Raw genomic sequence first — 26,553 nt, 5'->3', positions numbered from 1 at the left:
AACCTCAGCGAACCGGCGGCGCGTACTGGATCCCGCCGTTGCTCCACAGGGCATTAAGGCCGCGCTTGATCTTCAGCACGCTGCCCTGGCCGATGTTGCGCTCGAACACCTCGCTGTAGTTGCCCACTTGCTTGACGATCTGCACGACCCAGTCCTTGCGCAGTTTCAGGTCCTTGCCGTAGTCACCGTCTGCGCCGAGCAAACGGGCGACGTCCGGGTTCTTGCTGGACTTGGCTTGCTCTTCAACGTTCTGCGAAGTGATGCCCATTTCCTCGGCATTGAGCATGGCGAACAACGTCCATTTGACGATGCTGAACCACTCGTCGTCGCCCTTGCGCACCAGCGGGCCCAATGGCTCCTTGGAAATCACTTCCGGCAACACCACGAACTCATCCGGGTGAGCCATCTTGATCCGCTGGGCGTACAGCCCCGACTGGTCGGTAGTAAGCACGTCGCAGCGGCCCGCTTCGAGGCCCTTGGCACTTTCGTCAGCAGTGTCGAAGGTAATCGGCGTGTACTTCAGGCCGTTGGCGCGGAAGTAATCCGAGACGTTCAGCTCGGTGGTGGTGCCGGCCTGGATGCAGATGGTCGCGCCGTCCAGGTCCTTGGCGCTCTTCACACCGAGCTTGGTGTTCACCAGGAACCCGATGCCGTCGTAGTAGGTCACGCCGGTGAACACCATGCCCATGCCCGCGTCACGGGAACTGGTCCAGGTGGTGTTGCGGGAAATCAGGTCGATCTCGCCGGATTGCAACGCAGTGAAACGCTCCTTGGCGGTCAACTGGCTGAACTTCACTTTCGACGCGTCACCAAAGAGTGCTGCGGCGACGGCGTGGCACACGTCCACATCAATGCCGGTCATCTTGCCGTTGGCGTCCGGCACGCCAAAACCCGGTAACCCATCACTGACCCCACACTGGATAAAACCCTTCTTCTGGATCGCATCCAGGGTCGCCCCCGCGTGTGCGCTTGCGGCCAGCCCCAATAGTGCTGCGGCGGTGAATGCCGCCAACGTGGATTTCATGTGCTTCATGCAAGGCGCTCCCTGTCGGTCTTTATTATTCGGCGCCACAAACCCGCGCCGTTTATAGTGTTGCCGGTCAGTATCAACGGCTTTACACCTTGGCCACAAACGACGTTTAGGCAAAGGCTCCTTCCGATTTGGAATGAACTTCTCATGATCTCGAAACGCTTGACCCCTTCGATGACCGCCCTGCAGTGCTTCGAAGCCGCCGCCCGCCACCTGAGTTTCACCCGCGCTGCCGAAGAACTGCACCTGACCCAGAGCGCGGTGAGCAAGCAGGTGGCACAGCTCGAAGAGATGCTCTGCCACCCGCTGTTCCAGCGGGTACGCCAGCGTTTGTACCTGTCGCCGGCGGGCTCGCTGTACCTGGAGGAAGTACGCAAGATCCTCAACCAGGTGGATATTTCCAGCCGCTACATCCTCACCTACGGTGGCGAGACCGAAGTGCTGCGCATCGCCACCCAGCCGACCTTCGGTGACCGCTGGCTGGTGCCCAAGCTCAAGGATTTTGCCGCGCGCCATCCCAATATCCACCTGGACGTGCGCAACGAACTGGAGCCGTTCGACGTGTTGCAGGCCAAGGCGGATATCGCGTTTTTCTTCGGCCAGGGAGCGTGGCCGGGGGCGACTTGCATCGAGTTGTTTCGCGAAGCCGTGGTGCCGGTCTGTGCCCCCGGGTTTGTTGCCGCTGGCAGCGACGCCTCGTCCCGCCACACCTTGCTGCAATGCACCTCGCGCCCGGAAGCCTGGCACGAGTGGTTTCTGGAACAGGGCCTGCACTCGCAAAACAGCTACCACGGGCCGCGTTTCGACACGTTCTACATGTGCATCCGCGCCGCGCAATCGGGGTACGGCGTGGCGTTGGTGCCACAGTATCTGGTGGCCGAGGAATTGGCGAACGCCAGCCTGATGATCCCCTGGGATTACAGAATGCCGAGTGCCGGCGCGCACTTTATCGCCCATGCCGAACATGCCGGGGAGATCCCGAAAGTGAAGGCGTTCCTGAACTGGATGGTGGATGTGGCGAGGGAGCTTGCTCCCTCGCCATAGCACATCCCGACTTTTAATAATGACCCGGCGACTTTATTTCGTTTGCGGGGCAAGGCGGCTCACGGCTTAGATAAAAGGACGCATCCTATTCTTGAGTCCCGGATCCATGAGCCGCGAAACCATCAGCCAGTCGATTTCCATCGTCCACCCCATCAGCCTCAGCCATGGCCGGAACGCCGAAGTCTGGGACACCACCGGCAAGCGCTTCATCGATTTCGTCGGCGGCATCGGCGTGCTCAACCTGGGCCACTGCCACCCGCGTGTGGTGGAGGCGATCCGCGACCAGGCCACCAGGCTCACCCACTACGCCTTCAATGCTGCGCCTCACGCGCCCTACATCGAACTGATGGACCGTCTTACTGCATTCATCCCGGTGGATTACCCGGTCAGTGGCATGCTCACCAACAGTGGTGCGGAAGCGGCGGAAAACGCCCTGAAAATTGTCCGCGGCGCCACTGGCCGCACCGCCGTCATCGCCTTTGACGGTGCGTTTCACGGGCGCACGCTGGCGACGCTCAATCTCAACGGCAAGGTCGCGCCCTACAAGCAAAAAGTCGGCGTATTGCCGGGGCCGGTGTTCCACCTGCCCTACCCCAGCCGCGACAACGGCGTGACCTGCGGCGAAGCACTCAAGGCGATGGACCGCCTGTTCAGCGTGGAAATCGACGTCGACGACGTGGCCTGTTTCATCATCGAACCCGTGCAGGGCGAAGGTGGTTTCCTGGCGCTGGACGTGGAATTTGCCCAGGCCCTGCGACGCTTCTGCGATGAGAAAAACATCCTGTTGATTGCCGATGAAATCCAGTCCGGCTTCGGCCGCACCGGCCAGCGCTTCGCCTTCTCACGCCTGGGCATCGAACCGGACCTGATCCTGCTGGGCAAAAGCATCGCCGGCGGTGTGCCGTTGGGTGCGGTGGTGGGTCGCAAGACATTGCTCGACAACCTGCCCAAAGGCGGCCTCGGCGGCACCTACTCCGGTAACCCGATTGCCTGCGCGGCGGCCTTGGCCACCCTGGACGAAATGACGGACGAGCACCTGCAAGGTTGGGGCACGCAGCAGGAAGAAGCGATCGTCAGTCGCTATGAATCATGGTGTTCGAAAAGGCTCTCCCCCTACCTCGGCCGCTTGACCGGCGTGGGCGCCATGCGTGGCATCGAACTGGCCAACGCCGACGGCAGCCCGGCGCCACAACAACTGACCCAGCTGCTGGCACTGGCCCGCGAGGCGGGTTTGTTGCTGATGCCCAGCGGCAAATCGCGGCATATCATCCGCCTGCTGGCGCCGTTGACGATTGAAGCGGCGGTGCTGGAGGAAGGGCTGGATATTCTTGAAGAGTGTTTGGCGAAGTTGGCTTAAAAACCAGAAAGCCCGGCGGGAAGCCGGGCTTCGAACGGAAAACGTCAGTGGACGAGTCGGGCGACGCCAAAGGCGATGGCAGACAAGGCGCCAGCTGTTCCGACAAACCATTTCAGCAGGCGGGTTTCCAACGATTGCATATCCGTTCTGAAATTGGCGATTGAGAGATCCAACCTGGAGGTTGCTTCGAGCAGGTCGATTTTGGTCTGCATCAGATCGGACTTGGTGGCCATGTGCTCCTGCATGCCATCCAGCTTCGTCTCGATGCGCTCCAATCTTGCCTCAACTTGTGAAATACGCTTTTCCAAATCGTTTTCTCCTCCGTTGCCCCCACCGCCTGCGCCGCCTTTGCGGTCGTAGCCTGATGACGAACCTTGACGGTACTCCTGGCGAAGATAGCTCACATTATCCTTGAGGTCATTCGCCATTTCAGGCCTCCTTCTTTTGGGTCAAAGCATTCAGTCCATCAGCTACACCTTCCATGCAGTCGATAAACTCATTCAGCTTCACCCATGCTTCATCTGCCGCCTGTTTTACATCCACGTCTTCACTATGTTTGAGCGCACCGGACAAGCTAATGATGCCGGAGCCGAGCCTAGCAATTGCACTGTGATACTGACCGAGAATAATGACTAGTTCCCCGGCTGTTACGGCCTTTGCCTCACCCACGTTGTCGTCGCCTTCCATGTCGACCCCCATCTGTTTTGGTGACGCAGATAACCACGCCCTCAAACACAAACCAACGCACAGATTGCTACCAAATCCGACGATCCAGCGCACTATTACCAAATCCGAAAGAATCCATCTTCCGTTTAGCCCTTTCTCTCCCCGCGCCAGGGCTTTATCCTTGTCAGCAACAAACTGAAACGTTTCATCATTCCACCAAACCATCGACCGCCCGTGTTCAACGCCCTTGTGCGAACGCGCCAGGCCGCTGTTTGCGTTTCAAAACCATAAAATATTAAGACCCCATTTTGCCTATGCCTGCTTTCCCAAACCTGCGCCTGTGCGCTGCGCTGTTACCGTTCGGCCTGATCAACTGTGCCCAGGCCGCACCTGCCTTTGACGCTGAATCACCGTGGATGCTGGGTGATTTCGGCGGCACTCGGACAGCGCTGTCTCAACAAGGCTACGACTTCAAATTCGACTACACCGGCGAAATGGGCAGCAACCTGCACGGCGGCTCGGATCACGACCGCACTGCGCGCTACAGCGACCAATTCGGCCTGGGCACGCACCTGGATCTGCAGAAGATCCTCGGCTGGCACGACGCCGAGTTCCAGTTGACGGTAACCGAGCGCAGCGGCAACAACATCACCAATGACCGGGTCAACGATCCGCGTGTGGGCGGTTTTACCTCGTCCCAGGAAGTCTGGGGCCGTGGCCAGACCTGGCGCCTGACGCAGATGTGGTACCAGCAGAAATTCTTCGACCAAAAGCTCGACATCAAGGCCGGGCGCTTTGGCGAAGGTGAAGACTTCAACAGCTTCCCCTGCGACTTCCAGAACCTCGCATTCTGCGGCTCGCAGGTCGGTAACTGGGTTGGCAGCATCTGGTACAACTGGCCGGTGAGCCAGTGGGCGTTGCGGGTCAAATATCACCTGACGCCCGAGTTGTACACCCAGGTCGGCGCCTACGAACAGAACCCGTCCAACCTCGATCGCGGCAACGGCTTCAAGCTCAGCGGCAGCGGCACCCAAGGCGCCCTGCTCCCGGTTGAGCTGGTGTGGACGCCTACGCTGAACGGCCTGCCCGGCGAATACCGCGCCGGCTACTACTACAGCAGCGCCAAGGCCAGCGATGTGTATAAAGACCGCAACGACCAGCCGGCAGCCCTCAGCGGCGAGGCCTATCGCAGCGCCTCCAGCAAGCACGGGGTGTGGCTGGGGGTGCAGCAGCAAGTCACCAGCCTGGCCAGCGACCATTCGCGGGGCTTGAACGTGTTCGCCAACGGCACGATGCACGACAAGAAAACCAACGCTGTGGATAACTACGTGCAAGCCGGCGTGGTCTACAAGGGCCTGTTCGACGCCCGCGCCAAGGACGATATCGGTTTCGCCGTGGCCCGGGTGCACGTCAACCCGGCCTACCGCAAGAATGCCGAGGCAAGCAACCAGGCCCACGCGGTATACGACTTCGATGACCCGTCCTACCTGCCGATTCAACACACGGAATACAGCGCTGAGCTCTATTACGGCATCCATGTCACCCAGTGGCTGACGGTGCGCCCGAACCTGCAATACATCCGTCACCCCGGAGCCGTGGCCCAGGTGGATGACGCGCTCATCGGCGGGATCAAGCTGCAAAGCTCATTCTGACGTTGTAAGTAAATTCTGAAGAAAACGAATTAGCCCTGAACCAAGCCTGCGCCGGAACGTCATCTACAGTGAACTGTGCGCAATCAATTCAAAACGTAACGGAGAACCACACTATGAGCACTGATGGTGCTTCAAGTCCAAGTCGCCTGCTGCCCAGGCTGCTGGGGATCTTGCTGCTGATAATGGGCCTGGCCTTGTTGGCCGGGGGGATCAAGCTGAGCATGCTCGGCGGGTCGCTGTATTACCTGCTGGCCGGTCTCGGCATCACCGTCACAGGCCTGTTGCTGCTGGCAACACGCCGTGCGGCGCTGGGCTTGTACGCACTGGTGCTGTTTGCCAGCACCGTATGGGCGCTGTGGGAAGTCGGCCTGGACTGGTGGCAACTGGTACCGCGCCTGGCCCTGCTGTTTGCCCTCGGCATCGTCATGCTGCTCCCGTGGTTCCGCCGTCCGTTGCTGCGTGGCCAAGCCTCGCCGCTGGGCACTGGCGCGCTGAGCGTCGCGGTCGTACTGGCCGGCGCCGCTGCATTGGCCAGCCAATTCACCGACCCGGGCGCCATGGTCAAGAAAGGCCAGCTGGACCGCGATGCGGTACCGGGCATGGCCAGCACTGCGCCAGCCCAGGCTGATGGTGACTGGAACTCCTATGGCCGTTCGGCCTTCGGTGATCGTTACTCGCCACTCGCACAGATCACTCCGGAAAACGCCCACAAGCTGGTTCCAGCCTGGACCTTCCGTACTGGCGACATCCCTGGCCCAGGCGATCCCGGTGAAACCACCGCGGAAAACACCCCGCTGAAAGTCAACGGCATGCTCTACGTGTGCACGCCCCACAGCCAGGTGATTGCCCTGGACCCGGACACCGGCAAGGAAATCTGGCGTTTCGACCCGAAGATCAGCAGCGAAGGTGCTGCCAACTTCAAGGGTTGGGCGCACATGACCTGCCGTGGCGTGTCGTATCACGATGACGCGGTCTATGCCTCGGAACAGAGCCCGACTGGCAGCGCCAGCCCGGCCGCCGCGCCGAATGCCTGCCCGAAACGCATCTTCGTCCCTACCGCCGACACCCGTCTGATCGCCCTGAACGCCGACACCGGCAAGATGTGCGAAGACTTCGGTGACAAAGGCCAGATCGACTTGCGTGCCAACATCGGCACCTTCGCCCCGGGCGGTTACTACTCCACCTCGCCACCGGCCGTCACCAAGAACCTGGTGGTAATCGGCGGTCACGTGACCGACAACGTCTCCACCGACGAGCCTAGCGGCGTGATCCGTGCGTTCGACGTGCACACCGGCAAGCTGGTGTGGAACTGGGACAGCGGCAACCCGGACGACACCACCCCGTTGGCCGAGGGCAAGACTTACACCCGCAACTCGCCAAACATGTGGTCGATGTTCGCGGTGGACGAAAAACTCGGCATGCTCTACCTGCCGATGGGTAACCAGATGCCCGACCAGTACGGCGGCGACCGGACTCCGGACTCCGAGAAGTACAGCGCCGGCCTGACTGCCCTGGACATCGACAGCGGCCACGTGAAGTGGACCTTCCAGTTCACTCACCATGACCTGTGGGACATGGACGTGGGCGGCCAGCCTTCGCTGATCGACATCAAGACCGCTGACGGCGTGAAGCAAGCGGTGATGGCGTCGACCAAGCAAGGCAGCATCTACGTGATCGACCGCTCGAACGGTCAGCCTGTAGTGCCGATCAATGAAATCCCTGTACCGCAAGGCGCAGTGGCCGGCGATCACACCGCACCGACCCAACCGAAGTCCGACCTGAACTTCATGCCACCGCCCCTCAAGGAGCGTGACATGTGGGGCGTGACGCCGTTCGACCAGATGCTGTGCCGGATTGACTTCAAATCCATGCGCTACGACGGTCCGTTCACCCCGCCATCGCTGCAGGGCTCGATCGTTTACCCAGGTAACTTCGGCGTGTTCGACTGGGGTGGCATTTCCGTCGACCCGGTTCGCCAGATCGCGTTCGTGAACCCAAGCTACATGGCGTTCAAATCGAAACTGATCCCGGCCGCCGACATTGCCAAGCAAGGTCCGCGTGTCAGCGAAACCGAAGGCGTGCAGCCGAACAAAGGCGCGCCATACGGTGTGATCCTCGAAGCCATGCTGTCGCCACTGGGCCTGCCGTGCCAGGCGCCGGCGTGGGGTTATGTGGCCGCGGTCGACCTGACCAACCACCAGACCATCTGGATGCACAAGAACGGCACCGTGCGTGACAGCTCGCCGGTTCCGATTCCACTGACCATGGGCGTGCCAAGCCTGGGCGGGACTTTCACCACCGCCGGTGGCGTGTCCTTCCTCAGCGGTACCCTTGACCAGTACCTGCGTGCCTATGACGTGAAAAACGGCAAGCAGTTGTGGGAAGGCCGCCTGCCAGCAGGCGCGCAAACCACACCAATGACCTACACCGGCAAGGACGGCAAGCAGTACGTGCTGGTCATGGCCGGCGGTCATGGTTCCCTGGGCACCAAGCAGGGTGACTATGTGATGGCGTTCAAACTGCCGGATTAAGCAAAACCGGCAGTAAGAAAAAGGCGGCTACCTAAGTGGGTAGCCGCCTTTTTTTATGCGTGAAATAAAGCGATCCGATAGCGCCGATGTATTTAAAAGTTTACTCGGAAAAGTCCTATACCTCCCCAAAAGTCTTTCCCTCAACTTTGGCCCTGCGCCATCCGACGCTCACTGTCGCCAGTAAATCCCCAGCCAAACAAACGTTATCTATATGACGTGCTGTAACTAACATGGAGTTTTCATCATGACGGACCTCAACAGCGTTGAATCAATACCTGCAGTCCCGCATAGCCAGGCGCCCGGGATCCTGGCGCTTGAGCAACTCGACACACTCAGCCTGGAAAAACTTATTCGCGGAGAAATACTTGCCATCCGGGTACCTGACTACGCGAATGAACAAACCAGCGAAGTACTAAATAAACATATCAACGAAACGGCGACGCTCCAGGAATATAACCACGAGACCTATGAGCACGGAAAAGTTGTCCAGCATTTCTATGGTGTCCATCGCTGGGGAACACCGTTCAACTCCACCTACGGCAAGGCCGCAGACAGCTATTCGCAGCAGAAATACTACGCAGACGCCACCCACATGCGCTGCGTGATCGATGACCTCTGTGCCCCGCGCAAACCACCCATCCATCTACTGATGGAGCATATCCGGCAGGTGTGGCCAGAAGGTGCGACAACCGCGGCGTTCCAGGGCCAGCCGATGTTCTGCGGCATTATCCGCGCCATGTTCCCGGAGACAGCCCACCTCTCCGAAACAGTCCCCCATGTCGATTGCCTGCCCTTGTCGATTGCCGAACTGGAACATCAATTCAGCGCGAATATTTACCTCGAAGTACCCCCTTCCGGAGGTGAACTGGTCATTTGGGATACCGAGGCGTTTACCTACGACGAGGTCATCCGTTTCGAAGGGGCGGAACTGCCCGAAGATCGTTTGCAAAAACCGCTGCGCATCCAGCCGCAGAAAAACGAACTGGTGATTATCAATACTCGCCGTCCCCATGCCATTTGCGGTTTCGATTCAGGCAAGCGCATCAGCATCCAGTCGTTTATCGGCTATACCACTGGCCAGCCGTTTTACTTCTGGTGCTAACGCCTTTATTTCTCTTCCTGACGGACACCCTGATATGACACCTGAAGAATTCCGCCGACATGGCCACGCCATGATCGACCTGATTGCAGACTATCGACAAAACATCGAGCAACGCGGTGTGCAACCCACCACGGCCCCGGGAGAAATCAGGTCCGCATTGCCGGCCAGCCCGCCTGAGACAGCCGAACCGTTCGAACAGATCATGGGCGACGTCGAAACACTGATCATGCCCGGTCTGTTGCATTGGCAGCATCCAAGTTTCTTCGGGTTCTTCCCGTCGAATGTGGAACTGTCCTCCGTCCTCGGCGATTGCTTGAGTACCGGCCTGGGCGTGGTGGGATTGTCGTGGCAATCGAGCCCGGCCCTGACCGAAATCGAGGAAGTCACCACCGATTGGCTGCGCGACATGATCGGCCTGAGCGCCAACTGGAGCGGAGTGATCCAGGACTCGGCCTCGACCTCCACCCTGGTGGCGCTGATCAGCGCCCGCGAACGCAGCTCCAACTACGCGCTGATGCACGATGGCCTGCAAAACAGCGGCGCCCCCTTGATCGTCTACACCTCGGCCCACGCCCATAGTTCAGTGAACAAGGCCGCGATCCTGGCGGGGTTCGGCCAGAACAATATCCGTACCGTGGCAACCGACGAACACAATGCAATGTCACCGCACGCATTGGAGCGGGCAATCGAACAAGACCTGGCTGCCGGGAACAGACCCTGTGTGGTGATTGCGACCACCGGCACAACGGCAGCCATGGCCATCGACCCCCTGGAAGCCATCGGCGCCCTGACGCAACGCCACGGCCTGTGGTTGCATGTCGACTCAGCCATGGCCGGGGCCGCGATGATCCTCCCGGAATGCCGCGCGCTGTGGCACGGCATCGAGAACGCCGACTCGCTGGTCCTCAACCCTCACAAATGGCTGGGGGCGGCGTTTGATTGCTCGGTGTACTTTGTACGCGACCCCGAGCACTTGATTCGCATCATGACCACCAACCCCAGCTATCTACAGTCCAAGGCTGACGGCCAGGTCAGGAACTACCGCGACTGGCGGATCTCCCTGGGCAGCCGGTTCCGCGCGCTGAAGCTGTGGTTCCTGATCCGCGAGCAAGGCGTCAGCGGCCTGCAGGCACGGCTGCGGCGTGACCTGGCGAATGCCCGCTGGCTGGCAGAACAGATTGAAGGCAGCAAACACTGGAAACTGGTAGCCGCCGTCACCCTGCAAACCTTGTGCATTCGCCACGAGCCACCAGGCCTTGATGGTGAGGCGCTGGATAACTACACCCGGGCCTGGGCGGAAAAGCTCAACCATTCAGGCAGCGCCTACGTCACCCCCGCCGTGCTCGACGAGCGCTGGATGGTACGCGTGTCCATTGGCGCGCTGGGGACGGAGCGCCACCACGTCGAAGGCTTGTGGGAACGGTTGCAAAGCCTGGTCGATGCAACGGTGGAACACTGAAAGACCGGCGTCGGTGCAGCCACCGACGCCCTAGACCGGCACGCGCTCGCGGCGCATCCACATCTCAAACGCCATGGCATTCAACGGCCGGCTGATCAGATAGCCCTGGGCCGTGTCGCACTTCCAGAGCTTGAGCAGCTTGAGGCTGGGCTCGAACTCCACCCCTTCGGCCACCACCTTGAGCCCCAGGTTGTGGCTCATTTCGATGGTCGAGCGCACGATCACGCCGTCGCCGGAAGTGCTGTCGAGGTTGCGCACAAACGACTGGTCGATCTTCAATTCCTGCACCGGCAGGCGTTGCAGTTGCGCCAGGGATGAATAGCCGGTGCCGAAGTCATCCACCGACAGGCTGATGCCACAAGCGCGCAGTTGCTCCAGCACGCTGAGGGCCTGGGCCGGGTTGTGCATGATCGCGCTTTCGGTGATTTCGAAAATCAGTTGCCGGGCCGATACCCGGTAGTGCGCCAGCAACTCGGTCACCCGCGGGGCCAGGCCGTCATCGGCCAGGTCATCCACCGAGATGTTCACCGACAACTGCACCTCCAACCCGCGCACCGCCCACTCGGCCAGTTGGCGAATGGCTTCTTCGATCACCCACTGGGTCAGGCTGCCCATGCTGCCGGTGCGCTCGGCCAGGGGAATGAACTCGGCCGGCGACACCAGGCCCAGGGTCGGGTGCTGCCAGCGCAACAGCGCTTCGGCCTGGCGCACATGGCCATGGTGCAGGTCGAGCTTGGGCTGGTAACACAGGTACAACTCGCCCTCCGTCGGCGCCCGGCGCAGGTCACGAATCAGGCTGATTTGGCGTTGATGGGCGAGGTCGCGGTCCTGCTGGTAGATCTGTAAGTAACCCGGGAACGCTGCCGCATCGTGGCGGGCAATCGCGGCGCGGCTGATCAGCTCTTCAACCTGCTGGCCGTCGGCCGGGTAGGCGGCGATGCCGATGCTCACTTCGTGGCGCAATTCATCGCCACCAATGCGCTGGGGTTCGGTGAGCAGCCCATACAAGCGGTCAGCCAGGGCCACCGCGCGGTCGATCGCGGTGTTTTCCAGCAGCAGCAAAAACTCGCTGCCGGTGATGCGCGCGGCGGTGTCGCTGGCCGACAGGCTCGACAGCAGGCAGCGGCTGGCTTCGCGGAGCATTTCTTCCACGCCTTCCGGGCCGTAGCCTTCGTTGATCACCCGGTAGTTTTCAATCCCCAGGTACAGCAACACCACCGGCCGGCCGGCGCTGATGGCGCTGCCCAGGCGTTCCATGGCCAGCGCGCGGTTAGGCAGGCCGGTGAGCGGGTCGTGCAAGGCGTTGTGGGCCAGTTGTCGCTCGCGTACCGCGATCCCCGTTTGCATGGCGTTGAAGGCCTGGGCCAGCAGGCCGAATTCATCGTGGCTGCGCACCTGTACCGGTGTGCGGTAGTCACCGGCCCCGATGCGTTCGGCCGCCTGCACCAACGCATTGAGTGGGCGTGAAACCCGCCGCGCCAGAAACAACGCACCCGCGAGCGACACCAGCAGCACCACCAGGGCGATCGCGAGAAATTGCCGGTCCAGCGGCGCGAAGGATTCAAGGGCGTGGTCCAGCGGGCTTTGCAGCAGCACCCGGACCTCGCCACCGTCTGCCGTGTTGCCCAACGGCAGCACCTGGCTGAGATAGCGCTGGCCGTGGAACAGGTTCAATTGCGCCACCGGAGTGATGTACGCGCCCTGCAGGTCGCTGGCAATCGACGCCTGTAGCGCCTCGGGCTGAGTACTGAACAATTCGCCGGGCTGACCATGCTGCGCGCTGATGAACGACACTTCCAGGTTGCTCATGGAGCGCAATTCACTGGCAAAGATTTCGTCCATCGGAAAGCCCATGGCGACACGGGCGATCGGCGCGGGGTCGACGACTTCCTGTTGCACCAGCAGGAAAGGCCGGCCATCCAGGGCCACGATCAACATTTGCAGGCCGCTGCGCCGGGCCTGGCGCAAGGCATCGTTATAGGGAAAGGCCTGGCCGGACGTCAGCGCCGGTAACGTGCTGACCATCACGCGGCCGTCGAGCCCCAGCACAAATACCTCGCTGGAACTCAGGCCGGTGCCATGCCGGCGCAGGGTCGCGAGAATCGCGTCGGGCTCGCCATCGGCGACAGCCTGGCGAAACGGCAGGTCCGCCGTCAGCCAGTTCAAGCCGTATTGCAGGCGCCGGCCACGCAGGTCGAGCAGGCGTTCGAACACCTGGCTGCCGGTTTCCAACTGCACCTGAGCCTGGTTTTCCACGGCGCGATTGGTGGCGGTTTTCACCGCGAAATACACCGCCGCCACGACCACCAGCAACAGCAGCGCCAGCACCCCGGCAATCCGGGTTTGAAACGTATGGCGCCACCTCATTCTGTTGCCCTCTGGCAGCGCCTGCCCCCTCCAGCCGAAACGTCCCTTCGTCATACGCGTCCCTCGCGACAGCTGAACCGGCGTCAAATAAATATCCTTTTTACAGGGATATTTGAATTATCCAGATTAGCTGCGCAAGAGAAGAAGTGCACCCAATAAATACGGGAGTTTATATGTCATTAATTTGGCGACAGGCTGCCGTTACGACGTTCGCGCCCGCATGAAGTCCCCCCAACGCCGCACGAGATAGTTGTGCTCATCCATCACCGAGTTCCACACCGCGATATGCCCCATGCGCTGTTCATAGGAACCGCCGTCGCGCACGTCACCCACATCGATCAGCGGTAAGCCATCGCTGCCCAACAGCTCTTCCCGGGCGGGCAGGCCGGCGTACCAGTAGTCCCATTCGGCGCTGCTCAGGTGATCTCGGCTGCGAGCCGGGTTGCCGATGTAATAACCCTGGCGCGCCATCACCGCACCCGGCCAGCCGGACAGCCACCAGTTGAGGTAGGCATAGGCCGCATCCAGCACCGGGCCCTTGGCATGGCGCGACAGCGACAACCCGCCGAACCAGGCGCGATAGCCTTCACGGGGCACCGCCAGGCGGTATTTGACCCCGGCCCGATGCAGGCGCATCAGGGTCGGTGACCACAGGCTCTGGATATCGATGCTCGGGCTGAGCATCAGTTGCGCGGCTTCCTCGTCATCGGACCAGAACGCCGCGAAGTGGCCTTCCTTCTGTTTACGCACCAGGATATCGGCCAGTACATCGATCTCTTCGATGCTCATGTTGCCGATGTCCTTGAAGCTCGCGAGGCCCGCGCCTTGCACGGCCAGCGCCGCGTCCAGGGCGCCGATGGCGGCGTCGCTCTGCAACGCAGTGCGTGCGCCCCAGGCCGGGTCCAGCAACCAGCCCCAACTCTCGTTGGCGCGGTTGAACCCTTCGGGCAAGCGCTCGGGGCGGTAGGCGAAACTGTCGGCGTTGTGGGTCAGGGGCAGCATGCTGATGCGTTCGGTGACGGTGCTGCCGAGGCTGCCGTCGTGCTGCACGAAGAGGCGCTCGCTGGGCACACTGCCGCTGCCCAGACGGTCGTTGGCGGACAAGCGTCCGCGCTTGGGCAGGTCGTTGATCTCGTGCCACAGCGCAATGCGCCGGGTGTCGATCGGCTGGATCGCCCGCGCCGGCCACACGAAGTCGACGTTGTGAAACCACTGGTCGTAGAGGTCGTAGCTGTCAGGTTGCATCACCGCAATGCGCTGGGCCTGCTCGACATCATGCACCTGGTACACCAGGCGAATGCCCAGCTCTTTTTCCGCTCGCACACGCAAGGTTTCGAGCAAGGTCACCGAGGTGCCGAGGACGCGAAGCGTGATCATGCGGCGAACCTTCTGGAGAACACTTCAAAGGAGCGCCGCAGCAGAGCCGGGTCGAGCCCGCGCAGGATAAACACCAGGCGCGATTGCCGATCGGTCCCCGGCCAGGCAGGCAGGTGAACCGGGGCATGCAGGCAATGCTGCACGCCATGAATGACGATGGGAGCGTTACTGGCGTTCACGTTGAGCAGTCCTTTGACGCGAAGAATACGTTCGCCGTGGCATCTTAACAGCATCGATAACCAGACCCCGAAACCGACCCAATCCAGCGGCTGATCGAAGGTCAGGCAACAGACTTGTGCAGCGCCGTGGTTGGCGGCGGTGGTTTGATGGAGTTTCCAGCGGCTGACTTCTGCAACGGGCTCGGCACTGCGCAGGCCTTCGCCAAGCAGCAGTTGTTCACCGCTGTCGATATCGCAGGTATTGAGGATCGGCGTACCGGCGTTCAGTGCCTGCAAGTGCAAGCGCAACGGGCCACAGTCTTCGACGAGGTCGGTCTTGCTCAACAGCAGGCGATCGGCAGCGGCCACTTGCGCCAGCCATTCCGGGTGCAGGCGCTCTTGCAAAGCGGCATGGCTGGCGTCCACCAGCGTCACCACCAGGCCGATATGAAAGCGCCCGCGCAGTTGCACGTCGTTGTTCAAGGTCGCGAGGATTGGCGCCGGGTCGGCCAGGCCGGTGGTTTCCAGGATCACCCGCTTGAAAGCCGGAATCTCACCCCGCTCACGACGCTGCAACAGGCCGAGCAAGGCGTCTTTCAACTCGCCGCGAATCGAACAGCACACGCAGCCGCTGGGCAGCAGCACCGTGTCCGGCGCGACTTCCTCCACCAGCAGGTGGTCGATGCCGACGTCGCCGAACTCATTGATCAGCAACGCCGTGTCGCCGAGGCTTTCACCTTGCAGCAGGCGCTTGAGCAAGGTGGTCTTGCCGCTGCCGAGGAAGCCGGTGATGACGTTTAGCGCGATGCTCATAGTTCTACCTCAATGATGCCCCTGCAGGAGTCCGGCTTGCCGGCGATGGCGATATCAAGGACGCCATCGCCGGCAAGCCGGGCTCCTACAGTTCCAGATGATCGAGCAGGCGCGGGTCCAACGGGTCCAGCGGTCGACCGAGCATGGTCTCTGCCGCCTGCCACAGTTGATCCAGGCCGCTGGCCAGTTCCTGTTTGCCGGTGGCGCCCAGCAGCAGATAGGACGCGCCCTGGAAGTCTTCGACCTTGAGCCGGAACACCGCCAGCACCTGGTTGATCGCCGCGATGCGGCGCAGGCGTTCGCGTCGGCGCGGCAATTCATCGCCCAAAGGGTCGCTCCAGTGCAGGTCTTCGCCCAGCAGGCCGCAAAGTCCGCACATGCTTAGTACCCGCTCATGGCATGACGTCGCCGGAGTTCGGGCCAAGGGTCTGGCCGACGAACAGATTGCCGCCCAGCTCGCTGGCCAGCAGCACGGCAGTCGGCGCGACTTCGTCCGCCAGGCCGAAACGACCCAGGGGCAACTCGGCGGCCTTGGCGCGTTTCCAGGTGTCGCTGATGCCGCCTACCAATGGCGTTTCGATGGGCCCGGGTGCGATGGCGTTGACCAGTACGTTGTCCTTGGCCACTTCCAGGGCCAGGGATTTAGTGAAGCCGATCACGCCGGCCTTGGCCGCCGCATAGTGCGTCAACTCGGCGCCGCCCTTGATCCCCAGTTGCGAGGCGACGTTGATGATCCGGCCCCAGCGCTGGGCGATCATGTGAGGCAAGGCGCGCTGGCTGGCGACGAACACGCTGGTGAGGTCGACGCGCAGCATGTCGTTCCACATGTCCAGGGTCAGGTCGACGCAACGGGCCTGGGTCAGCATGCCGGCGTTGTTGACCAGGATGTCGATGCCGCCGTAGTGGGTGACGCAGGCATCGACGCTGGCCCGGGCGCCGTCGACGGTGCCGACATCGGCCACGCACTCGAGGACTTCGGCGCCGAGGTTGCGGCAGGTGATGGCGGTTTCGGCGAGGGTGGCGGCATCGCGGTCGGCCAGCAACAGGCGCGCGCCTTCGACGGCGTAGGCGCGGGCGATGGCGGCGCCGATGCCGCTGCCGGCACCGGTGATCACGGCACGGCGGTTAGCGAGTTGGGGCATGGTGAACTCCTGAAATAATCAAACGGCGAACGCGGTCAAAAATGTGGGAGCGGCGGTGCGACGATTCGACTTGCTCGCGAATGCGGTGGATCAGTTCCACATGTATTGGCTGGCACTCCGCTTTCGCGAGCAAGCCCGCTCCCACATTTGGAGCGAGTCCGGCTTAAAACTGGGGGTTAGTCCGGCCAGCGCACGGTCAAGCCACCATCAATCACGATGCTCTGCCCGGTCAGGTAGCTCGATTCCTCACTGGTCAAAAACCGCACCAGGGACGCCACTTCATCCGCCCGCCCGACCCGGCCCAACGGAATCGCCCGCGCGGCTTTCGCCAGCCCTTCCGGCCCGAGGGAGTTCTTCGCGTCCAGCGACTGCGGCGTCTCGATCAACCCCGGAATCACCGCGTTGCAACGAATCCCCAACGGCGCCAATTCCACCGCCAGCGACCGACACAACCCCGGCACGCCGGCCTTGGCCGCCGCATAGTGCGCGTGCTCCTGCCAGCCATACACGCCACCGGCAATCGACGAAATCGCCACCAGCGCACCGCCTTCATGCATGTGCCGGGTTGCCGCCCGGAAGGTGCGCATCACCCCGGTCAGGTCGACGTTGAGCATCTCGTTCCAGAGCTCGTCGGTCATCTCCAGCAGTGGCGCACGGCGTAACAAACCGGCGTTGGCCACCGCGTAATCGAGGCGACCGAAGTGCTGGACCGCCTGCGCCGCCAGGTTATCCACCGAGGTTGTATCGCCCACGTCCAGCGGCAACATCAGGCATTCACCGCCCGCCTCTTCCACCAGCGCAACCGTGTGATGCGGGTCATGGGGATCGGCCGGGTAATACCCACCCACCACCGCCACGCCGCTGCGGGCGTACGCCACCGCGAGGGCCTGGCCGATGCCGCTGGCGGCACCGGTAATCAATGCAACTTTACGACTCATCGAATCAACTCCTTACTGGACGGTTTCCGGACGCACATGGCGCGCGGCAAACATCAACGCACCGGAGAGGAAGCACGGCACTGCGCCAAACCACAGCGCAGCGGTCTGCCAGTCACTCCCGGCCGACAACACCTGGGTCGCGCCGAACCCGGCAACCACCGCACCAATCGGCCCCATGGCATGGATGATCGCGCCACCGGTAGCCCGGATGCTGGTGGGGAAACTTTCACTGATGAAAAACAGCGCCGCCGAGTACGGCCCGATCAGGAAGAACAGGCCCAGGCTGTACAGCCCCACCACCATCGCCATGTTGCTCGGGCCAAACAGCATCCCGGCAAACGACAGCCCGCCGAGCATCCAGCCGAGGCCGATGACATTGCGCCGGCCGATCTTGTCGCCCATCCAGCCGTGGCTGAGGTAGCCGCAGTAACCCACCAGGTTCGACAGCACGAGGATGATCAGCGAGTTCTCGAACGAGATGTGGTGCACGCTGACGATCACCGACGTACCCAGCACGCTGAACACCTGGATCGCCGCCCAGTTGAGCAGCAGCGCCGCACCGATCACCAGGGTTGCACGGCGGGCCGGGCCACGGAATGCGGCCTTGAGGCCGGCCTTGCTGTGTTCGTCATAGTCCACGCCGTAGGTCACAGCGACGTTTTGCGCTTCTTTCACCGCGCCGCTTTTACGCAGCTCGCTGATGCGCTGGTGAATCTGGAACTGCGGGCTTTCCTTGAGCTTGCGCGCCATGACCGCGATGACAATCGCCGGGATCGCCGCAAACACGAAGCACCCCTGCCAGCCAATCACCGGCAGCAACAGCGCGGTCAAACCCGCCGCGATCAACGCGCCCACCGGCCAGCCGCCCTGCACCAGGCTGTAGATAAAGCCGCGACGCTTGGCCAGTTTTGGATCATCGGAAGCCGCGTACAGTTCGCTCAAGTAAGTCGCGTTGACGGTTTCCTCGGCATACCCCAGGCCGCCCAGCGAACGGATCAGGATCAGCGAAGACTTGCCCCACGCACCACCAATGGCGGTGAGCGCCGAGCAGATCGCCGAACCGGCCACGGTGAAAATAATCCCTTTGCGCCGACCCAGTTTGTCCACGATCGGACCGATGGCCAGCGCGACCACGGCGGTGCCTACCGCCACCCATGTCGCAATCTCCGCCTGCTCCACTTCACCCCAGTTAAAGTGCCGCCCGATTTCCGGCAGCAAGGTGCCGAAAAGGATGAAGTCATACACCGCAAACACCCAGGCGAAAAACGCGATCCAGGTGGCGAAACGCACTTCCTTGGGCGTCAGTTGCCGGGGTTTCCAGCCAGTCAGATCAAGCTTGTTGTAGATAGACATGAATCGCGCCTCGGGAGGTTGGCCAGGGTTTAGGTACGGGTGTCAGGTACGCGGTTGGCGGCGGATAAAGTCATCGGCGATTTCGTCGAAAGTGACGAAGCGCACGCCGGCATGGCTCTGGATGTGTTCGATCAGCCGCTCAAGCATCAGCAGAACTTGCGGGCGGCCGGACACGTCGGGGTGGATGGTCATGGTGAACACCGCGTGTTCGTGCTCGCGGTAGACCCAGTCGAACTGGTCGCGCCACATTTCTTCGAGGTGACGCGGGTTGACGAAGCCATGGCTGTTGGGGGCTTTCTTGATGAACATCATCGGCGGCAGGTCGTCTAGGTACCAGTTGGCCGGGATCTCCACCAGGTCGGTTTCTTCGCCGCGCACCAGGGGTTTCATCCAGGTGTCGGGGTGCTGGCTGTAGTCGATCTTGGTCCAGGTGTCGCCCTTGCGCACGTAGTACGGGTGGAAGTCGTTGTGCATCAGGCTGTGGTCGTACTTGATGCCTTTTTTCAGCAGCAGTTCGTTGGTGACCTTGCTGAATTCCCACCACGGCGCGACGTAGCCGGTGGGGCGTTTGCCGGTGACCTGGGTGATCAGCTCGATGGACTTGTCGAGGACGATTTCTTCCTGCTCGGCCGTCATCGCAATCGGGTTTTCGTGGCTGTAGCCGTGCACACCGATTTCGTGACCGGCGTCGGCCACCGCCTTCATCTGCTCGGGGAAGGTTTCCATCGAGTGGCCGGGAATAAACCAGGTGGTGCGCAGGCCGTAGCGCTCGAACAATTTGAGCAGGCGTGGCGCACCGATTTCACCGGCGAACAGGCCGCGGGAAATGTCGTCCGGGGAATCTTCGCCGCCATAGGAACCGAGCCAGCCGGCGACCGCGTCGACGTCGACGCCAAATGCACAGAGGATGTCTTTAGCCATGATGTGTCTCCTTAAAAAGTGAGTGCGGTTTCTACTGACAGCGCGGCCCGAAGCAGGCGCGCGTCTTCGCCGCTGGGGGCGCTGAGCAGCAGGCCGGTGGGCAGGCCCAGGGCATCGCGGCCGCTGGGCAGGCTGACGCCGGGCATGTCCAGCAGGCTGCCGGGCATGGTCAGGCGCAGGGTGGCGAGATTGGTGCTGACGAACAGCTCAAAGTCGGCTTCCAACGGCGCCAGGGCCGGGGCCACATGGGCCACGGTGGGGGTGATGAGGATCGCGCCGTCGAGTTCGTCGACAAGCTGCTGTTGCAGGCGGCGACGGGCGTCGTACAGCGCCAGCAGTTGGCTGGCCGGCAGTGTGCGGGCCGCTTCAAGGCGACGGCGAACGCGGGGGTCGAGTTGCTCGGCATCAGGGCTGTCGAGCAGGGCTTCGTGGAGGGCGAAGGCTTCGAAGGCGCCGAGCCAGCCCTGGTGCAGGATCAGGTCGAGGGTGGCCTGGAAGGTCTTCGAGGGGCGCACGTCAATCAGCGCGCCATCTGCCTTCAATCGGTCCACACAACGTTGCAGGTTGTCGCGCACCGCAGGTTCAACCCGTGCGTCTTCCAGCACACTTTGCTCGACCCAGAACCGCTGGCCATTGAGGCTGCGGGGCGGGCGTGGCGGGCGCTGCTCGCGACCATTGAGCAGGTCGTCGATGGCCAGTGCATCGCGCACGCTGCGGGTCAGCGGGCCGAGGCTGTCGAGGGTGTGAGCCAGCGGGAAAACGCCGTCGCGGCTGTAGCGCCGGCAACTGCTGCGATAACCGACCACGCCATTCAGCGCAGCCGGAATACGGATGGAGCCGGCGGTGTCGGTACCCATGGCGATCGGCACGATGCCGGCTGCCACGGCGACCGCCGAGCCCGACGACGAGCCGCCGGGAATCCGCGGTTGATCGACGCTGGCCGGGTTGTGCGGCGTGCCGAAATGCGGGTTCAGGCCCAGGCCGGAATAGGCCAGCTCGCTGAGGTTGGTCTTGCCGACGCTGACCATTCCGGCGCGGCACAACAGGCCCACACTTGGTGCGTCCAGCAAGACAGCCGGCGCATTGCGGCGATAGGCCGCGCCCGCCGTGGTAATGCTGCCGGCCACATCGAACAGATCTTTCCAGGCCAGTGGCACCCCGTCGAACACGCTCAACGGCTGGCCGGCACGCCAACGGGCAGCCGACGCTTCGGCCTCACGGCGGGCGCGCTCGGCGGTCAGGGAGATGAACACGCCGGGGGCCATGCTCGCGTGGGCAAGTGCCTGTTCCAGGACCTGCACCGGGTCGCTGCGACCGCTGGCGAAATCCTCGGCCATTGAAGTGGCGTCTGACATAGGAATGACCTTTGAAAAATGTACATATTAATAAAATGTACATTTTACAAAGGCAGCTTTCGTGCCAGTCTTGTGGACAGCTCGGTTGCCACACCTGGCACTTTGGAGCAGATCCACGGGCTAGATGGGTTTCAGGCATTAAAAGAAATATCGGCTGGAGTTTAAGGCTCGCCTGGAATGAAATAATGTATCTTTTATTAATAAATACATTTTGGTGCAGAAAAGTAACATCAGCCCTCTGAAGGCCCCAAAAAAGTGCCACCGACGTGGCGCAGAGTGACAGGCGCAACTATGAGAGAATCCCCGGCCACCGACCCGTTTGCTCCAGAGAGCCCGATGAAAGCAGTGTCAGCCTCGGCTTCCCGTTACGCGATGATTCACCAGGTTCTGCGCGACGCCATCACCCACGGCACCGCCCGCCATGGCCTGGTGTTGCTGGAAGCGCCGCTGGCCGAATTGTTCGGCACCAGCCGGGTGCCGGTGCGCAAGGCGCTGAACCTGTTGCATGACGAAGGGTTGATCTGCCGCTTCGATGGCCGGGGTTACCTGATCAACCCCGACGGCCTGGACATGGAGCCGCTGCGCCTGCCCCTGAGCCATGCGCACCTGGGCCTCAACGGTGAAGATGAATTGGTGGACACCCGGCCACTGGGGGAGCGCATCGTCGAGGAAATCGGCGCAGCGCTCTCGACCTGTATCGCCTTCGGGCATTATCGCCTCGATGAACAGGCCGCCGCCGAGCACTACAACGTCAGCCGCGCGGTGGTGCGTGAAGCGCTGATGCGCCTGCGGGACCGTGGCCTGGTAGAAAAGGAACCCTATTCCCAATGGCTGGCCGGGCCACTGACTGCCCGGGAAGTCACCGAAGACTACGAACTGCGCGCCTGCCTGGAGCCCGAAGCCCTGCGCCAGAGCGCGCCGAACCTCGACCGCGACCTGCTGCACGCCATGTTGCAGCGCGTGCTCGATGCGCAAAACAGCGCCCATTGCAGCCTGGAAGAGATCGAGCAGATCGAGGAAGACCTGCACCAGCACTGCCTCGCCGGCCTGCAAAATCGCAAGATCGCCGCGCTGATTCGCCAGGGGCAGAGCCCGATGATCATCAGCCGGATTTTCTACCGGCTGCTGGGCATCGGTGCCGATCCGGCGATGCTGGCCGAGCACCGGCTGATCCTTGAGCTGTTGCTGCATGGCGCCTTCGACGCCGCCGCCCTGAACCTGCGCGAGCACCTGCAACGGGCCCGGCAGCGGATGTTGCAGCGCTTGAAAGTGCTGTCGGTGCTGCCTGAACAACCTTTACCGGCCTACCTGCACAAACTCAGCTGACGAAATACAATCGAAAATGTGGGCGCGGGCTTGCTCGCGAAGGCGGCGCATCAGTCACAGATGCATCGACTGACAGACCGCCTTCGCGAGCAAGCCCGCTCCCACATTTGTTCAGCGGTGCTTTTGAAAATATTGTGCAATATGTTGCTATCTCACCCCCCCCATTGAAACCACTGCCGACCCGCCCCATCTAACTTGCATACTTCCCTATGCAGGTGCCCCATGAGCGACCAGCAAGAATTCCCGGACATCGACCTCAACGACTACGCCGACCCGGAAAACGCTGAACACACTTCCGCAAACACTGGCTTGGCCCTCCCAGGGCAAAACCTGCCCGACAAGGTCTACATCATCCCGATCCACAACCGGCCTTTCTTCCCGGCGCAAGTGTTGCCGGTGATCGTCAATGAAGAGCCGTGGGCCGAAACCCTGGAGCTGGTGAGCAAGTCCGACCACCACTCCCTTGCCCTGTTCTTCATGGAAACCCCGCCCGAAGATCCGCGCCACTTCGACACCTCCAGCCTGCCGCTGTACGGCACCCTGGTGAAGGTGCACCACGCCAGCCGCGAAAACGGCAAGCTGCAATTCGTCGCCCAGGGCCTGACCCGCGTGCGGATCAAGACCTGGCTCAAGCACCACCGCCCACCGTACCTGGTGGAAGTCGAATACCCGCACCAGCCGACCCAGCCGACCGACGAGGTCAAGGCCTACGGCATGGCGCTGATCAATGCGATCAAGGAACTGCTGCCGCTCAACCCGCTGTACAGCGAAGAACTGAAGAACTACCTCAACCGCTTCAGCCCCAACGACCCGTCGCCGCTGACCGACTTCGCCGCCGCCCTCACCTCGGCCACCGGCACTGAACTGCAGCAAGTGCTGGACTGCGTGCCCATGCTCAAGCGCATGGAAAAAGTCCTGCCGATGCTGCGCAAGGAAGTCGAAGTCGCGCGCCTGCAAAAAGAAATCTCCGCCGAAGTGAACCGCAAGATCGGCGAACACCAGCGCGAGTTCTTCCTCAAGGAACAACTCAAGGTCATCCAGCAAGAGCTGGGGCTGACCAAGGACGATCGCAGCGCCGACGTCGAGCAATTCGAACAACGCCTGGTGGACAAGGTCCTGCCGACCCAGGCGCAGAAACGCATCAGCGAAGAAATGAACAAGCTGTCGATCCTGGAAACCGGTTCGCCGGAGTACGCGGTCACCCGCAACTACCTGGACTGGGCCACCTCGGTGCCGTGGGGCGTGTATGGCGAGGACAAACTCGACCTCAAGCACGCTCGCAAGGTGCTCGACAAACACCACGCCGGCCTGGATGACATCAAGAGTCGCATCCTCGAGTTCCTCGCCGTGGGCGCCTATAAGGGCGAAGTCGCCGGCTCCATCGTGTTGCTGGTGGGCCCGCCAGGCGTGGGCAAGACCAGTGTCGGCAAATCGATTGCCGAATCACTCGGCCGGCCGTTCTACCGCTTCAGCGTCGGCGGCATGCGTGACGAGGCCGAGATCAAGGGCCATCGCCGCACCTACATCGGTGCGATGCCGGGCAAGTTGGTGCAAGCCCTCAAAGATGTGGAAGTGATGAACCCGGTGATCATGCTCGACGAGATCGACAAGATGGGCCAGAGCTACCAGGGCGACCCGGCCTCGGCCCTGCTCGAAACCCTCGACCCGGAACAGAACGTCGAATTCCTCGACCACTACCTGGACCTGCGCCTGGACCTGTCCAAAGTGCTGTTCGTGTGCACCGCCAACACCCTGGATTCGATCCCCGGCCCGTTGCTGGACCGGATGGAAGTGATTCGCCTGTCGGGCTACATCACCGAAGAAAAGGTCGCGATTGCCAAGCGTCACCTGTGGCCAAAGCAGCTGGAAAAAGCCGGCGTGTCGAAAAACAGCCTGTCCATCAGCGACGGCGCCCTGCGCGCCCTGATCGATGGTTACGCTCGCGAAGCCGGGGTGCGTCAGTTGGAGAAACAGCTGGGCAAACTGGTGCGCAAGGCGGTGGTCAAGCTGCTGGATGAGCCGGACTCGGTGATCAAGATCGGCAACAAGGACCTGGAAGCCTCCCTGGGCATGCCGGTGTTCCGTAACGAGCAAGTGCTGTCGGGCACCGGTGTGATCACCGGCCTGGCCTGGACCAGCATGGGCGGCGCGACCCTGCCGATCGAGGCGACGCGCATCCACACGCTGAACCGTGGCTTCAAGCTCACCGGGCAACTGGGTGAAGTGATGAAGGAGTCGGCCGAGATTGCCTACAGCTACATCAGCTCGAACCTGAAGTCGTTTGGCGGTGACCCGAAGTTCTTCGATGAAGCCTTCGTGCACCTGCACGTGCCGGAAGGCGCCACGCCGAAAGACGGCCCGAGCGCGGGCGTGACCATGGCCAGTGCGCTGCTGTCGCTGGCGCGTAACCAGCCGCCGAAAAAAGGCGTGGCCATGACCGGTGAACTGACGCTGACCGGGCATGTGCTGCCGATTGGCGGGGTGCGCGAGAAGGTGATTGCGGCGCGGCGCCAGAAGATTCACGAGTTGATCTTGCCGGAGCCTAACCGGGGGAGCTTTGAAGAGCTGCCGGAGTACCTGAAGGAAGGGATGACGGTGCACTTTGCCAAGCGCTTTGCGGATGTGGCGAAGGTGTTGTTCTGATAGTTATGTAGCGCCTGAGCTGGCCTCTTCGCGAGCAAGCCCGCTCCCACACTTGACCGAGTCCATGCTTTGGAATGCGGTCGAATGTGGGAGCGGGCTTGCTCGCGAAGAGGCCGGTGCAGCCAACACAACGCCATCTGTCACACCTTGTCTCATCTTCGGTTATGCTCGCCCTTCGTCGCCAAACAACGGAGCCCCCATGACCGCTGCCCGCCTGCTTCTCCCCCTGAGCCTTTGCCTGCTCGCCGCCTGCGCCAGTGCGCCGAAGCAAAACGTCACCGTGGAAAAACAGAGCGCCTGCCCGCTGCAACTCAAGACCGGGCAAAACCTGATCCTGACCCTGCCCAGCAATCCCACCACCGGTTACCGCTGGGCCATCCAGGACTCGGCCGGCGGCGTGCTGCGCAGCCTGAGCCCCGAGGTCTACAGCAACACCGACGACACCGGCGTGGTCGGCAGTGGCGGCCAATCCACCTGGCGCTTCCAGGCCTTCAACGCCGGCCAGGGCCGTTTGCGCCTCACCTCACAACAACCCTGGGAGCCGGAAGCTGAACCGGCCGAAACCTTCGACTGCGCCATTACGGTGAACTGATATGCCATGGATGATCCTTGCGTTGATGGGGGCGGTAACCTTTATCTACGGCCTGAGCACCCACGCCACCCTGCTCTGCCTGTTGGTAAAGCCATTGCCGGTACTGGCGCTGCTGGGCTGGCTGCATGATGCGCCGCCCACTGACTATCGACGCTGGATCAGCCTGGGGCTGATTTTTTCCCTGGTGGGCGACGTGCTGCTGGCCTGGCCCGGCGACCTGTTCATCTTCGGCCTCGGTGCGTTTTTGTTCGCGCACCTGGCGTACCTGAAAGCCTACTTGAGCGACTGCCGCCGCCCGGCGATTTTGCCGCTGGTACTGGCGCTGGTGGTGGGCGCGATCTTGCTGAGCATTCTGATTTCCCATGGCCTGGGCCCATTGCTGGTGCCGGTGGTGGTGTATGCGCTGGTGATCAGCGCGATGCTGTGGCGAGCGCTTGCGCGGTTGGGCAGCGGCGTGCCCAAGCGCTCGGCATACCTGGCGGCCGCAGGTGCGGCGTCGTTCGTGTTTTCCGACACGCTGATCGGGATCAATCGGTTTGTGGTGGCGTTTGAAGCGGCGCCGTATTTGCTGATTGTCAGCTACTGGCTGGGGCAGTGGGGCATTACGGCCTCTTCCTTTCCTCAGAAAAAAACCGTCAACCTGTAGGAGCTGGCTTGCCAGCGAAAAAACCCACAGTTGCCGCGTTCATCCAGAAAGTCCGCGTCATCGTTAACGAACATCGCCGGC

General features: G+C 62.0%; 22 protein-coding genes. 10 read left to right on the top strand and 12 right to left on the bottom strand.

Translation table 11 applies throughout. The features are described 5' to 3' along the window. Window positions 1-4: 4 nt before the first annotated feature. Complete coding sequence (locus tag V6607_RS05340; protein ID WP_008438485.1) at window positions 5-1,033, bottom strand: amino acid ABC transporter substrate-binding protein; 1,029 nt, start codon at window positions 1,031-1,033, stop codon at window positions 5-7. A gap of 144 nt (window positions 1,034-1,177) precedes the next feature. Here V6607_RS05340 and V6607_RS05335 point away from each other — a divergent pair, with 144 nt between their 5' ends. Both V6607_RS05335 and V6607_RS05330 read left to right on the top strand, forming a co-directional pair. Then, the gene (locus V6607_RS05335) at window positions 1,178-2,074 is read left to right on the top strand and encodes a LysR substrate-binding domain-containing protein (RefSeq protein ID WP_003210377.1); all 897 of its coding nucleotides are present in this window, start codon (window positions 1,178-1,180) and stop codon (window positions 2,072-2,074) included. Window positions 2,075-2,180: 106 nt separating this feature from the next. Continuing rightward, complete coding sequence (locus tag V6607_RS05330) at window positions 2,181-3,431, top strand: aspartate aminotransferase family protein (protein WP_134325788.1); 1,251 nt, start codon at window positions 2,181-2,183, stop codon at window positions 3,429-3,431. Between the two features lie 44 nt (window positions 3,432-3,475). On the opposite strand, the gene V6607_RS05325 is transcribed toward V6607_RS05330, so the two are convergent. Together V6607_RS05325 and V6607_RS05320 are read right to left on the bottom strand one after the other, a co-directional pair. Next, window positions 3,476-3,859 (bottom strand): DUF1640 domain-containing protein, encoded by a 384-nt coding sequence (locus V6607_RS05325; protein WP_134325787.1) that lies wholly within the window; start codon window positions 3,857-3,859, stop codon window positions 3,476-3,478. A 1-nt stretch (window position 3,860) separates the two neighbouring features. Next, window positions 3,861-4,322 (bottom strand): hypothetical protein, encoded by a 462-nt coding sequence (locus V6607_RS05320; RefSeq protein WP_177437392.1) that lies wholly within the window; start codon window positions 4,320-4,322, stop codon window positions 3,861-3,863. An 89-nt stretch (window positions 4,323-4,411) separates the two neighbouring features. Between V6607_RS05320 and V6607_RS05315 the strand changes: the two genes are divergently transcribed. The 4 genes from V6607_RS05315 to V6607_RS05300 all read left to right on the top strand — a co-directional run bounded on the left by V6607_RS05315 (window position 4,412) and on the right by V6607_RS05300 (window position 10,841). Next, the gene (locus V6607_RS05315; RefSeq protein WP_134325786.1) at window positions 4,412-5,749 is read left to right on the top strand and encodes a carbohydrate porin; all 1,338 of its coding nucleotides are present in this window, start codon (window positions 4,412-4,414) and stop codon (window positions 5,747-5,749) included. Between the two features lie 113 nt (window positions 5,750-5,862). Continuing rightward, entirely contained in the window at window positions 5,863-8,280 is a 2,418-nt protein-coding gene (locus V6607_RS05310) for a glucose/quinate/shikimate family membrane-bound PQQ-dependent dehydrogenase (RefSeq protein WP_008438499.1), read from the top strand. 244 nt (window positions 8,281-8,524) lie between these two features. Further along, window positions 8,525-9,382: a 2OG-Fe(II) oxygenase gene (locus V6607_RS05305; RefSeq protein ID WP_102368166.1), complete on the top strand. Its 858-nt coding sequence runs from the start codon at window positions 8,525-8,527 to the stop codon at window positions 9,380-9,382. Window positions 9,383-9,416: 34 nt separating this feature from the next. After that, a complete protein-coding gene (locus tag V6607_RS05300; protein ID WP_134325785.1) occupies window positions 9,417-10,841 on the top strand; it encodes a pyridoxal-dependent decarboxylase in 1,425 nt (474 codons plus the stop codon). 30 nt (window positions 10,842-10,871) lie between these two features. Here the strand turns inward: V6607_RS05300 and V6607_RS05295 are convergent, their stop codons facing one another. From V6607_RS05295 to V6607_RS05255, 9 genes are all read right to left on the bottom strand, one after another. Beyond that, complete coding sequence (locus V6607_RS05295) at window positions 10,872-13,208, bottom strand: EAL domain-containing protein (protein WP_008438502.1); 2,337 nt, start codon at window positions 13,206-13,208, stop codon at window positions 10,872-10,874. Between the two features lie 201 nt (window positions 13,209-13,409). Beyond that, entirely contained in the window at window positions 13,410-14,585 is a 1,176-nt protein-coding gene (locus V6607_RS05290; RefSeq protein WP_134325784.1) for a PotD/PotF family extracellular solute-binding protein, read from the bottom strand. Further along, window positions 14,582-15,556, bottom strand: a complete 975-nt coding sequence (locus V6607_RS05285) for a GTP-binding protein (RefSeq protein ID WP_134325783.1) — start codon at window positions 15,554-15,556, stop codon at window positions 14,582-14,584. The genes V6607_RS05290 and V6607_RS05285 overlap by 4 nt, the downstream gene beginning before the upstream one ends. A gap of 85 nt (window positions 15,557-15,641) precedes the next feature. Continuing rightward, complete coding sequence (locus tag V6607_RS05280) at window positions 15,642-15,935, bottom strand: hypothetical protein (RefSeq protein WP_003210398.1); 294 nt, start codon at window positions 15,933-15,935, stop codon at window positions 15,642-15,644. Between the two features lie 13 nt (window positions 15,936-15,948). After that, complete coding sequence (locus V6607_RS05275; protein WP_134325782.1) at window positions 15,949-16,698, bottom strand: SDR family NAD(P)-dependent oxidoreductase; 750 nt, start codon at window positions 16,696-16,698, stop codon at window positions 15,949-15,951. Window positions 16,699-16,874: 176 nt separating this feature from the next. Next, window positions 16,875-17,636, bottom strand: a complete 762-nt coding sequence (locus V6607_RS05270) for an SDR family NAD(P)-dependent oxidoreductase (protein ID WP_003210402.1) — start codon at window positions 17,634-17,636, stop codon at window positions 16,875-16,877. 12 nt (window positions 17,637-17,648) lie between these two features. Next, on the bottom strand, window positions 17,649-18,989 hold the full coding sequence (locus tag V6607_RS05265; RefSeq protein ID WP_003210404.1) for an MFS transporter: 1,341 nt from the start codon (window positions 18,987-18,989) through the stop codon (window positions 17,649-17,651). Between the two features lie 42 nt (window positions 18,990-19,031). Beyond that, window positions 19,032-19,910, bottom strand: coding sequence for a polysaccharide deacetylase (locus V6607_RS05260; RefSeq protein ID WP_003210406.1), 879 nt, complete (start codon window positions 19,908-19,910; stop codon window positions 19,032-19,034). A gap of 11 nt (window positions 19,911-19,921) precedes the next feature. Continuing rightward, complete coding sequence (locus tag V6607_RS05255) at window positions 19,922-21,265, bottom strand: amidase (RefSeq protein ID WP_134325781.1); 1,344 nt, start codon at window positions 21,263-21,265, stop codon at window positions 19,922-19,924. A gap of 336 nt (window positions 21,266-21,601) precedes the next feature. On the opposite strand from V6607_RS05255, the gene V6607_RS05250 reads away from it, so the two are divergent. The 4 genes from V6607_RS05250 to V6607_RS05235 all read left to right on the top strand — a co-directional run bounded on the left by V6607_RS05250 (window position 21,602) and on the right by V6607_RS05235 (window position 26,472). Then, window positions 21,602-22,591 (top strand): GntR family transcriptional regulator, encoded by a 990-nt coding sequence (locus V6607_RS05250; protein WP_003210410.1) that lies wholly within the window; start codon window positions 21,602-21,604, stop codon window positions 22,589-22,591. Between the two features lie 222 nt (window positions 22,592-22,813). Continuing rightward, window positions 22,814-25,234: an endopeptidase La gene (gene lon / locus V6607_RS05245; protein WP_003210412.1), complete on the top strand. Its 2,421-nt coding sequence runs from the start codon at window positions 22,814-22,816 to the stop codon at window positions 25,232-25,234. Window positions 25,235-25,433: 199 nt separating this feature from the next. Then, window positions 25,434-25,826 carry a protease inhibitor I42 family protein gene (locus tag V6607_RS05240; protein WP_003210413.1) on the top strand — a complete coding sequence of 131 codons (393 nt, stop codon included), beginning with the start codon at window positions 25,434-25,436 and terminating at the stop codon, window positions 25,824-25,826. A gap of 1 nt (window position 25,827) precedes the next feature. Further along, window positions 25,828-26,472, top strand: a complete 645-nt coding sequence (locus V6607_RS05235; RefSeq protein WP_003210415.1) for a lysoplasmalogenase — start codon at window positions 25,828-25,830, stop codon at window positions 26,470-26,472. Window positions 26,473-26,553: the final 81 nt, after the last annotated feature.

Origin of the sequence: Pseudomonas sp. KK18 (genome assembly GCF_037094675.1) — a bacterium.
Classification (GTDB): domain Bacteria; phylum Pseudomonadota; class Gammaproteobacteria; order Pseudomonadales; family Pseudomonadaceae; genus Aquipseudomonas.
Note: the sequence above shows the minus strand (reverse complement) of the source record. Positions and strands in the feature narration are given on the sequence as shown.

What these genes read in the sequence shown, in the direction of transcription:
- V6607_RS05250 (WP_003210410.1), top strand. Translation starts at nt 21,602, where the DNA reads ATGAAAGCAGTGTCAGCCTCGGCTTCCCGTTACGCGATGATTCACCAG.
- V6607_RS05235 (WP_003210415.1), top strand. Translation starts at nt 25,828, where the DNA reads ATGCCATGGATGATCCTTGCGTTGATGGGGGCGGTAACCTTTATCTAC.
- V6607_RS05315 (WP_134325786.1), top strand. Translation starts at nt 4,412, where the DNA reads ATGCCTGCTTTCCCAAACCTGCGCCTGTGCGCTGCGCTGTTACCGTTC.
- V6607_RS05260 (WP_003210406.1), bottom strand. Translation starts at nt 19,910, where the DNA reads ATGGCTAAAGACATCCTCTGTGCATTTGGCGTCGACGTCGACGCGGTC.
- V6607_RS05340 (WP_008438485.1), bottom strand. Translation starts at nt 1,033, where the DNA reads ATGAAGCACATGAAATCCACGTTGGCGGCATTCACCGCCGCAGCACTA.
- V6607_RS05270 (WP_003210402.1), bottom strand. Translation starts at nt 17,636, where the DNA reads ATGAGTCGTAAAGTTGCATTGATTACCGGTGCCGCCAGCGGCATCGGC.
- V6607_RS05295 (WP_008438502.1), bottom strand. Translation starts at nt 13,208, where the DNA reads ATGAGGTGGCGCCATACGTTTCAAACCCGGATTGCCGGGGTGCTGGCG.
- V6607_RS05280 (WP_003210398.1), bottom strand. Translation starts at nt 15,935, where the DNA reads ATGTGCGGACTTTGCGGCCTGCTGGGCGAAGACCTGCACTGGAGCGAC.
- V6607_RS05240 (WP_003210413.1), top strand. Translation starts at nt 25,434, where the DNA reads ATGACCGCTGCCCGCCTGCTTCTCCCCCTGAGCCTTTGCCTGCTCGCC.
- V6607_RS05300 (WP_134325785.1), top strand. Translation starts at nt 9,417, where the DNA reads ATGACACCTGAAGAATTCCGCCGACATGGCCACGCCATGATCGACCTG.
- V6607_RS05305 (WP_102368166.1), top strand. Translation starts at nt 8,525, where the DNA reads ATGACGGACCTCAACAGCGTTGAATCAATACCTGCAGTCCCGCATAGC.
- V6607_RS05265 (WP_003210404.1), bottom strand. Translation starts at nt 18,989, where the DNA reads ATGTCTATCTACAACAAGCTTGATCTGACTGGCTGGAAACCCCGGCAA.
- V6607_RS05310 (WP_008438499.1), top strand. Translation starts at nt 5,863, where the DNA reads ATGAGCACTGATGGTGCTTCAAGTCCAAGTCGCCTGCTGCCCAGGCTG.
- V6607_RS05330 (WP_134325788.1), top strand. Translation starts at nt 2,181, where the DNA reads ATGAGCCGCGAAACCATCAGCCAGTCGATTTCCATCGTCCACCCCATC.
- V6607_RS05325 (WP_134325787.1), bottom strand. Translation starts at nt 3,859, where the DNA reads ATGGCGAATGACCTCAAGGATAATGTGAGCTATCTTCGCCAGGAGTAC.
- lon (WP_003210412.1), top strand. Translation starts at nt 22,814, where the DNA reads ATGAGCGACCAGCAAGAATTCCCGGACATCGACCTCAACGACTACGCC.
- V6607_RS05335 (WP_003210377.1), top strand. Translation starts at nt 1,178, where the DNA reads ATGATCTCGAAACGCTTGACCCCTTCGATGACCGCCCTGCAGTGCTTC.
- V6607_RS05255 (WP_134325781.1), bottom strand. Translation starts at nt 21,265, where the DNA reads ATGTCAGACGCCACTTCAATGGCCGAGGATTTCGCCAGCGGTCGCAGC.
- V6607_RS05275 (WP_134325782.1), bottom strand. Translation starts at nt 16,698, where the DNA reads ATGCCCCAACTCGCTAACCGCCGTGCCGTGATCACCGGTGCCGGCAGC.
- V6607_RS05285 (WP_134325783.1), bottom strand. Translation starts at nt 15,556, where the DNA reads ATGAGCATCGCGCTAAACGTCATCACCGGCTTCCTCGGCAGCGGCAAG.
- V6607_RS05320 (WP_177437392.1), bottom strand. Translation starts at nt 4,322, where the DNA reads ATGGTTTGGTGGAATGATGAAACGTTTCAGTTTGTTGCTGACAAGGAT.
- V6607_RS05290 (WP_134325784.1), bottom strand. Translation starts at nt 14,585, where the DNA reads ATGATCACGCTTCGCGTCCTCGGCACCTCGGTGACCTTGCTCGAAACC.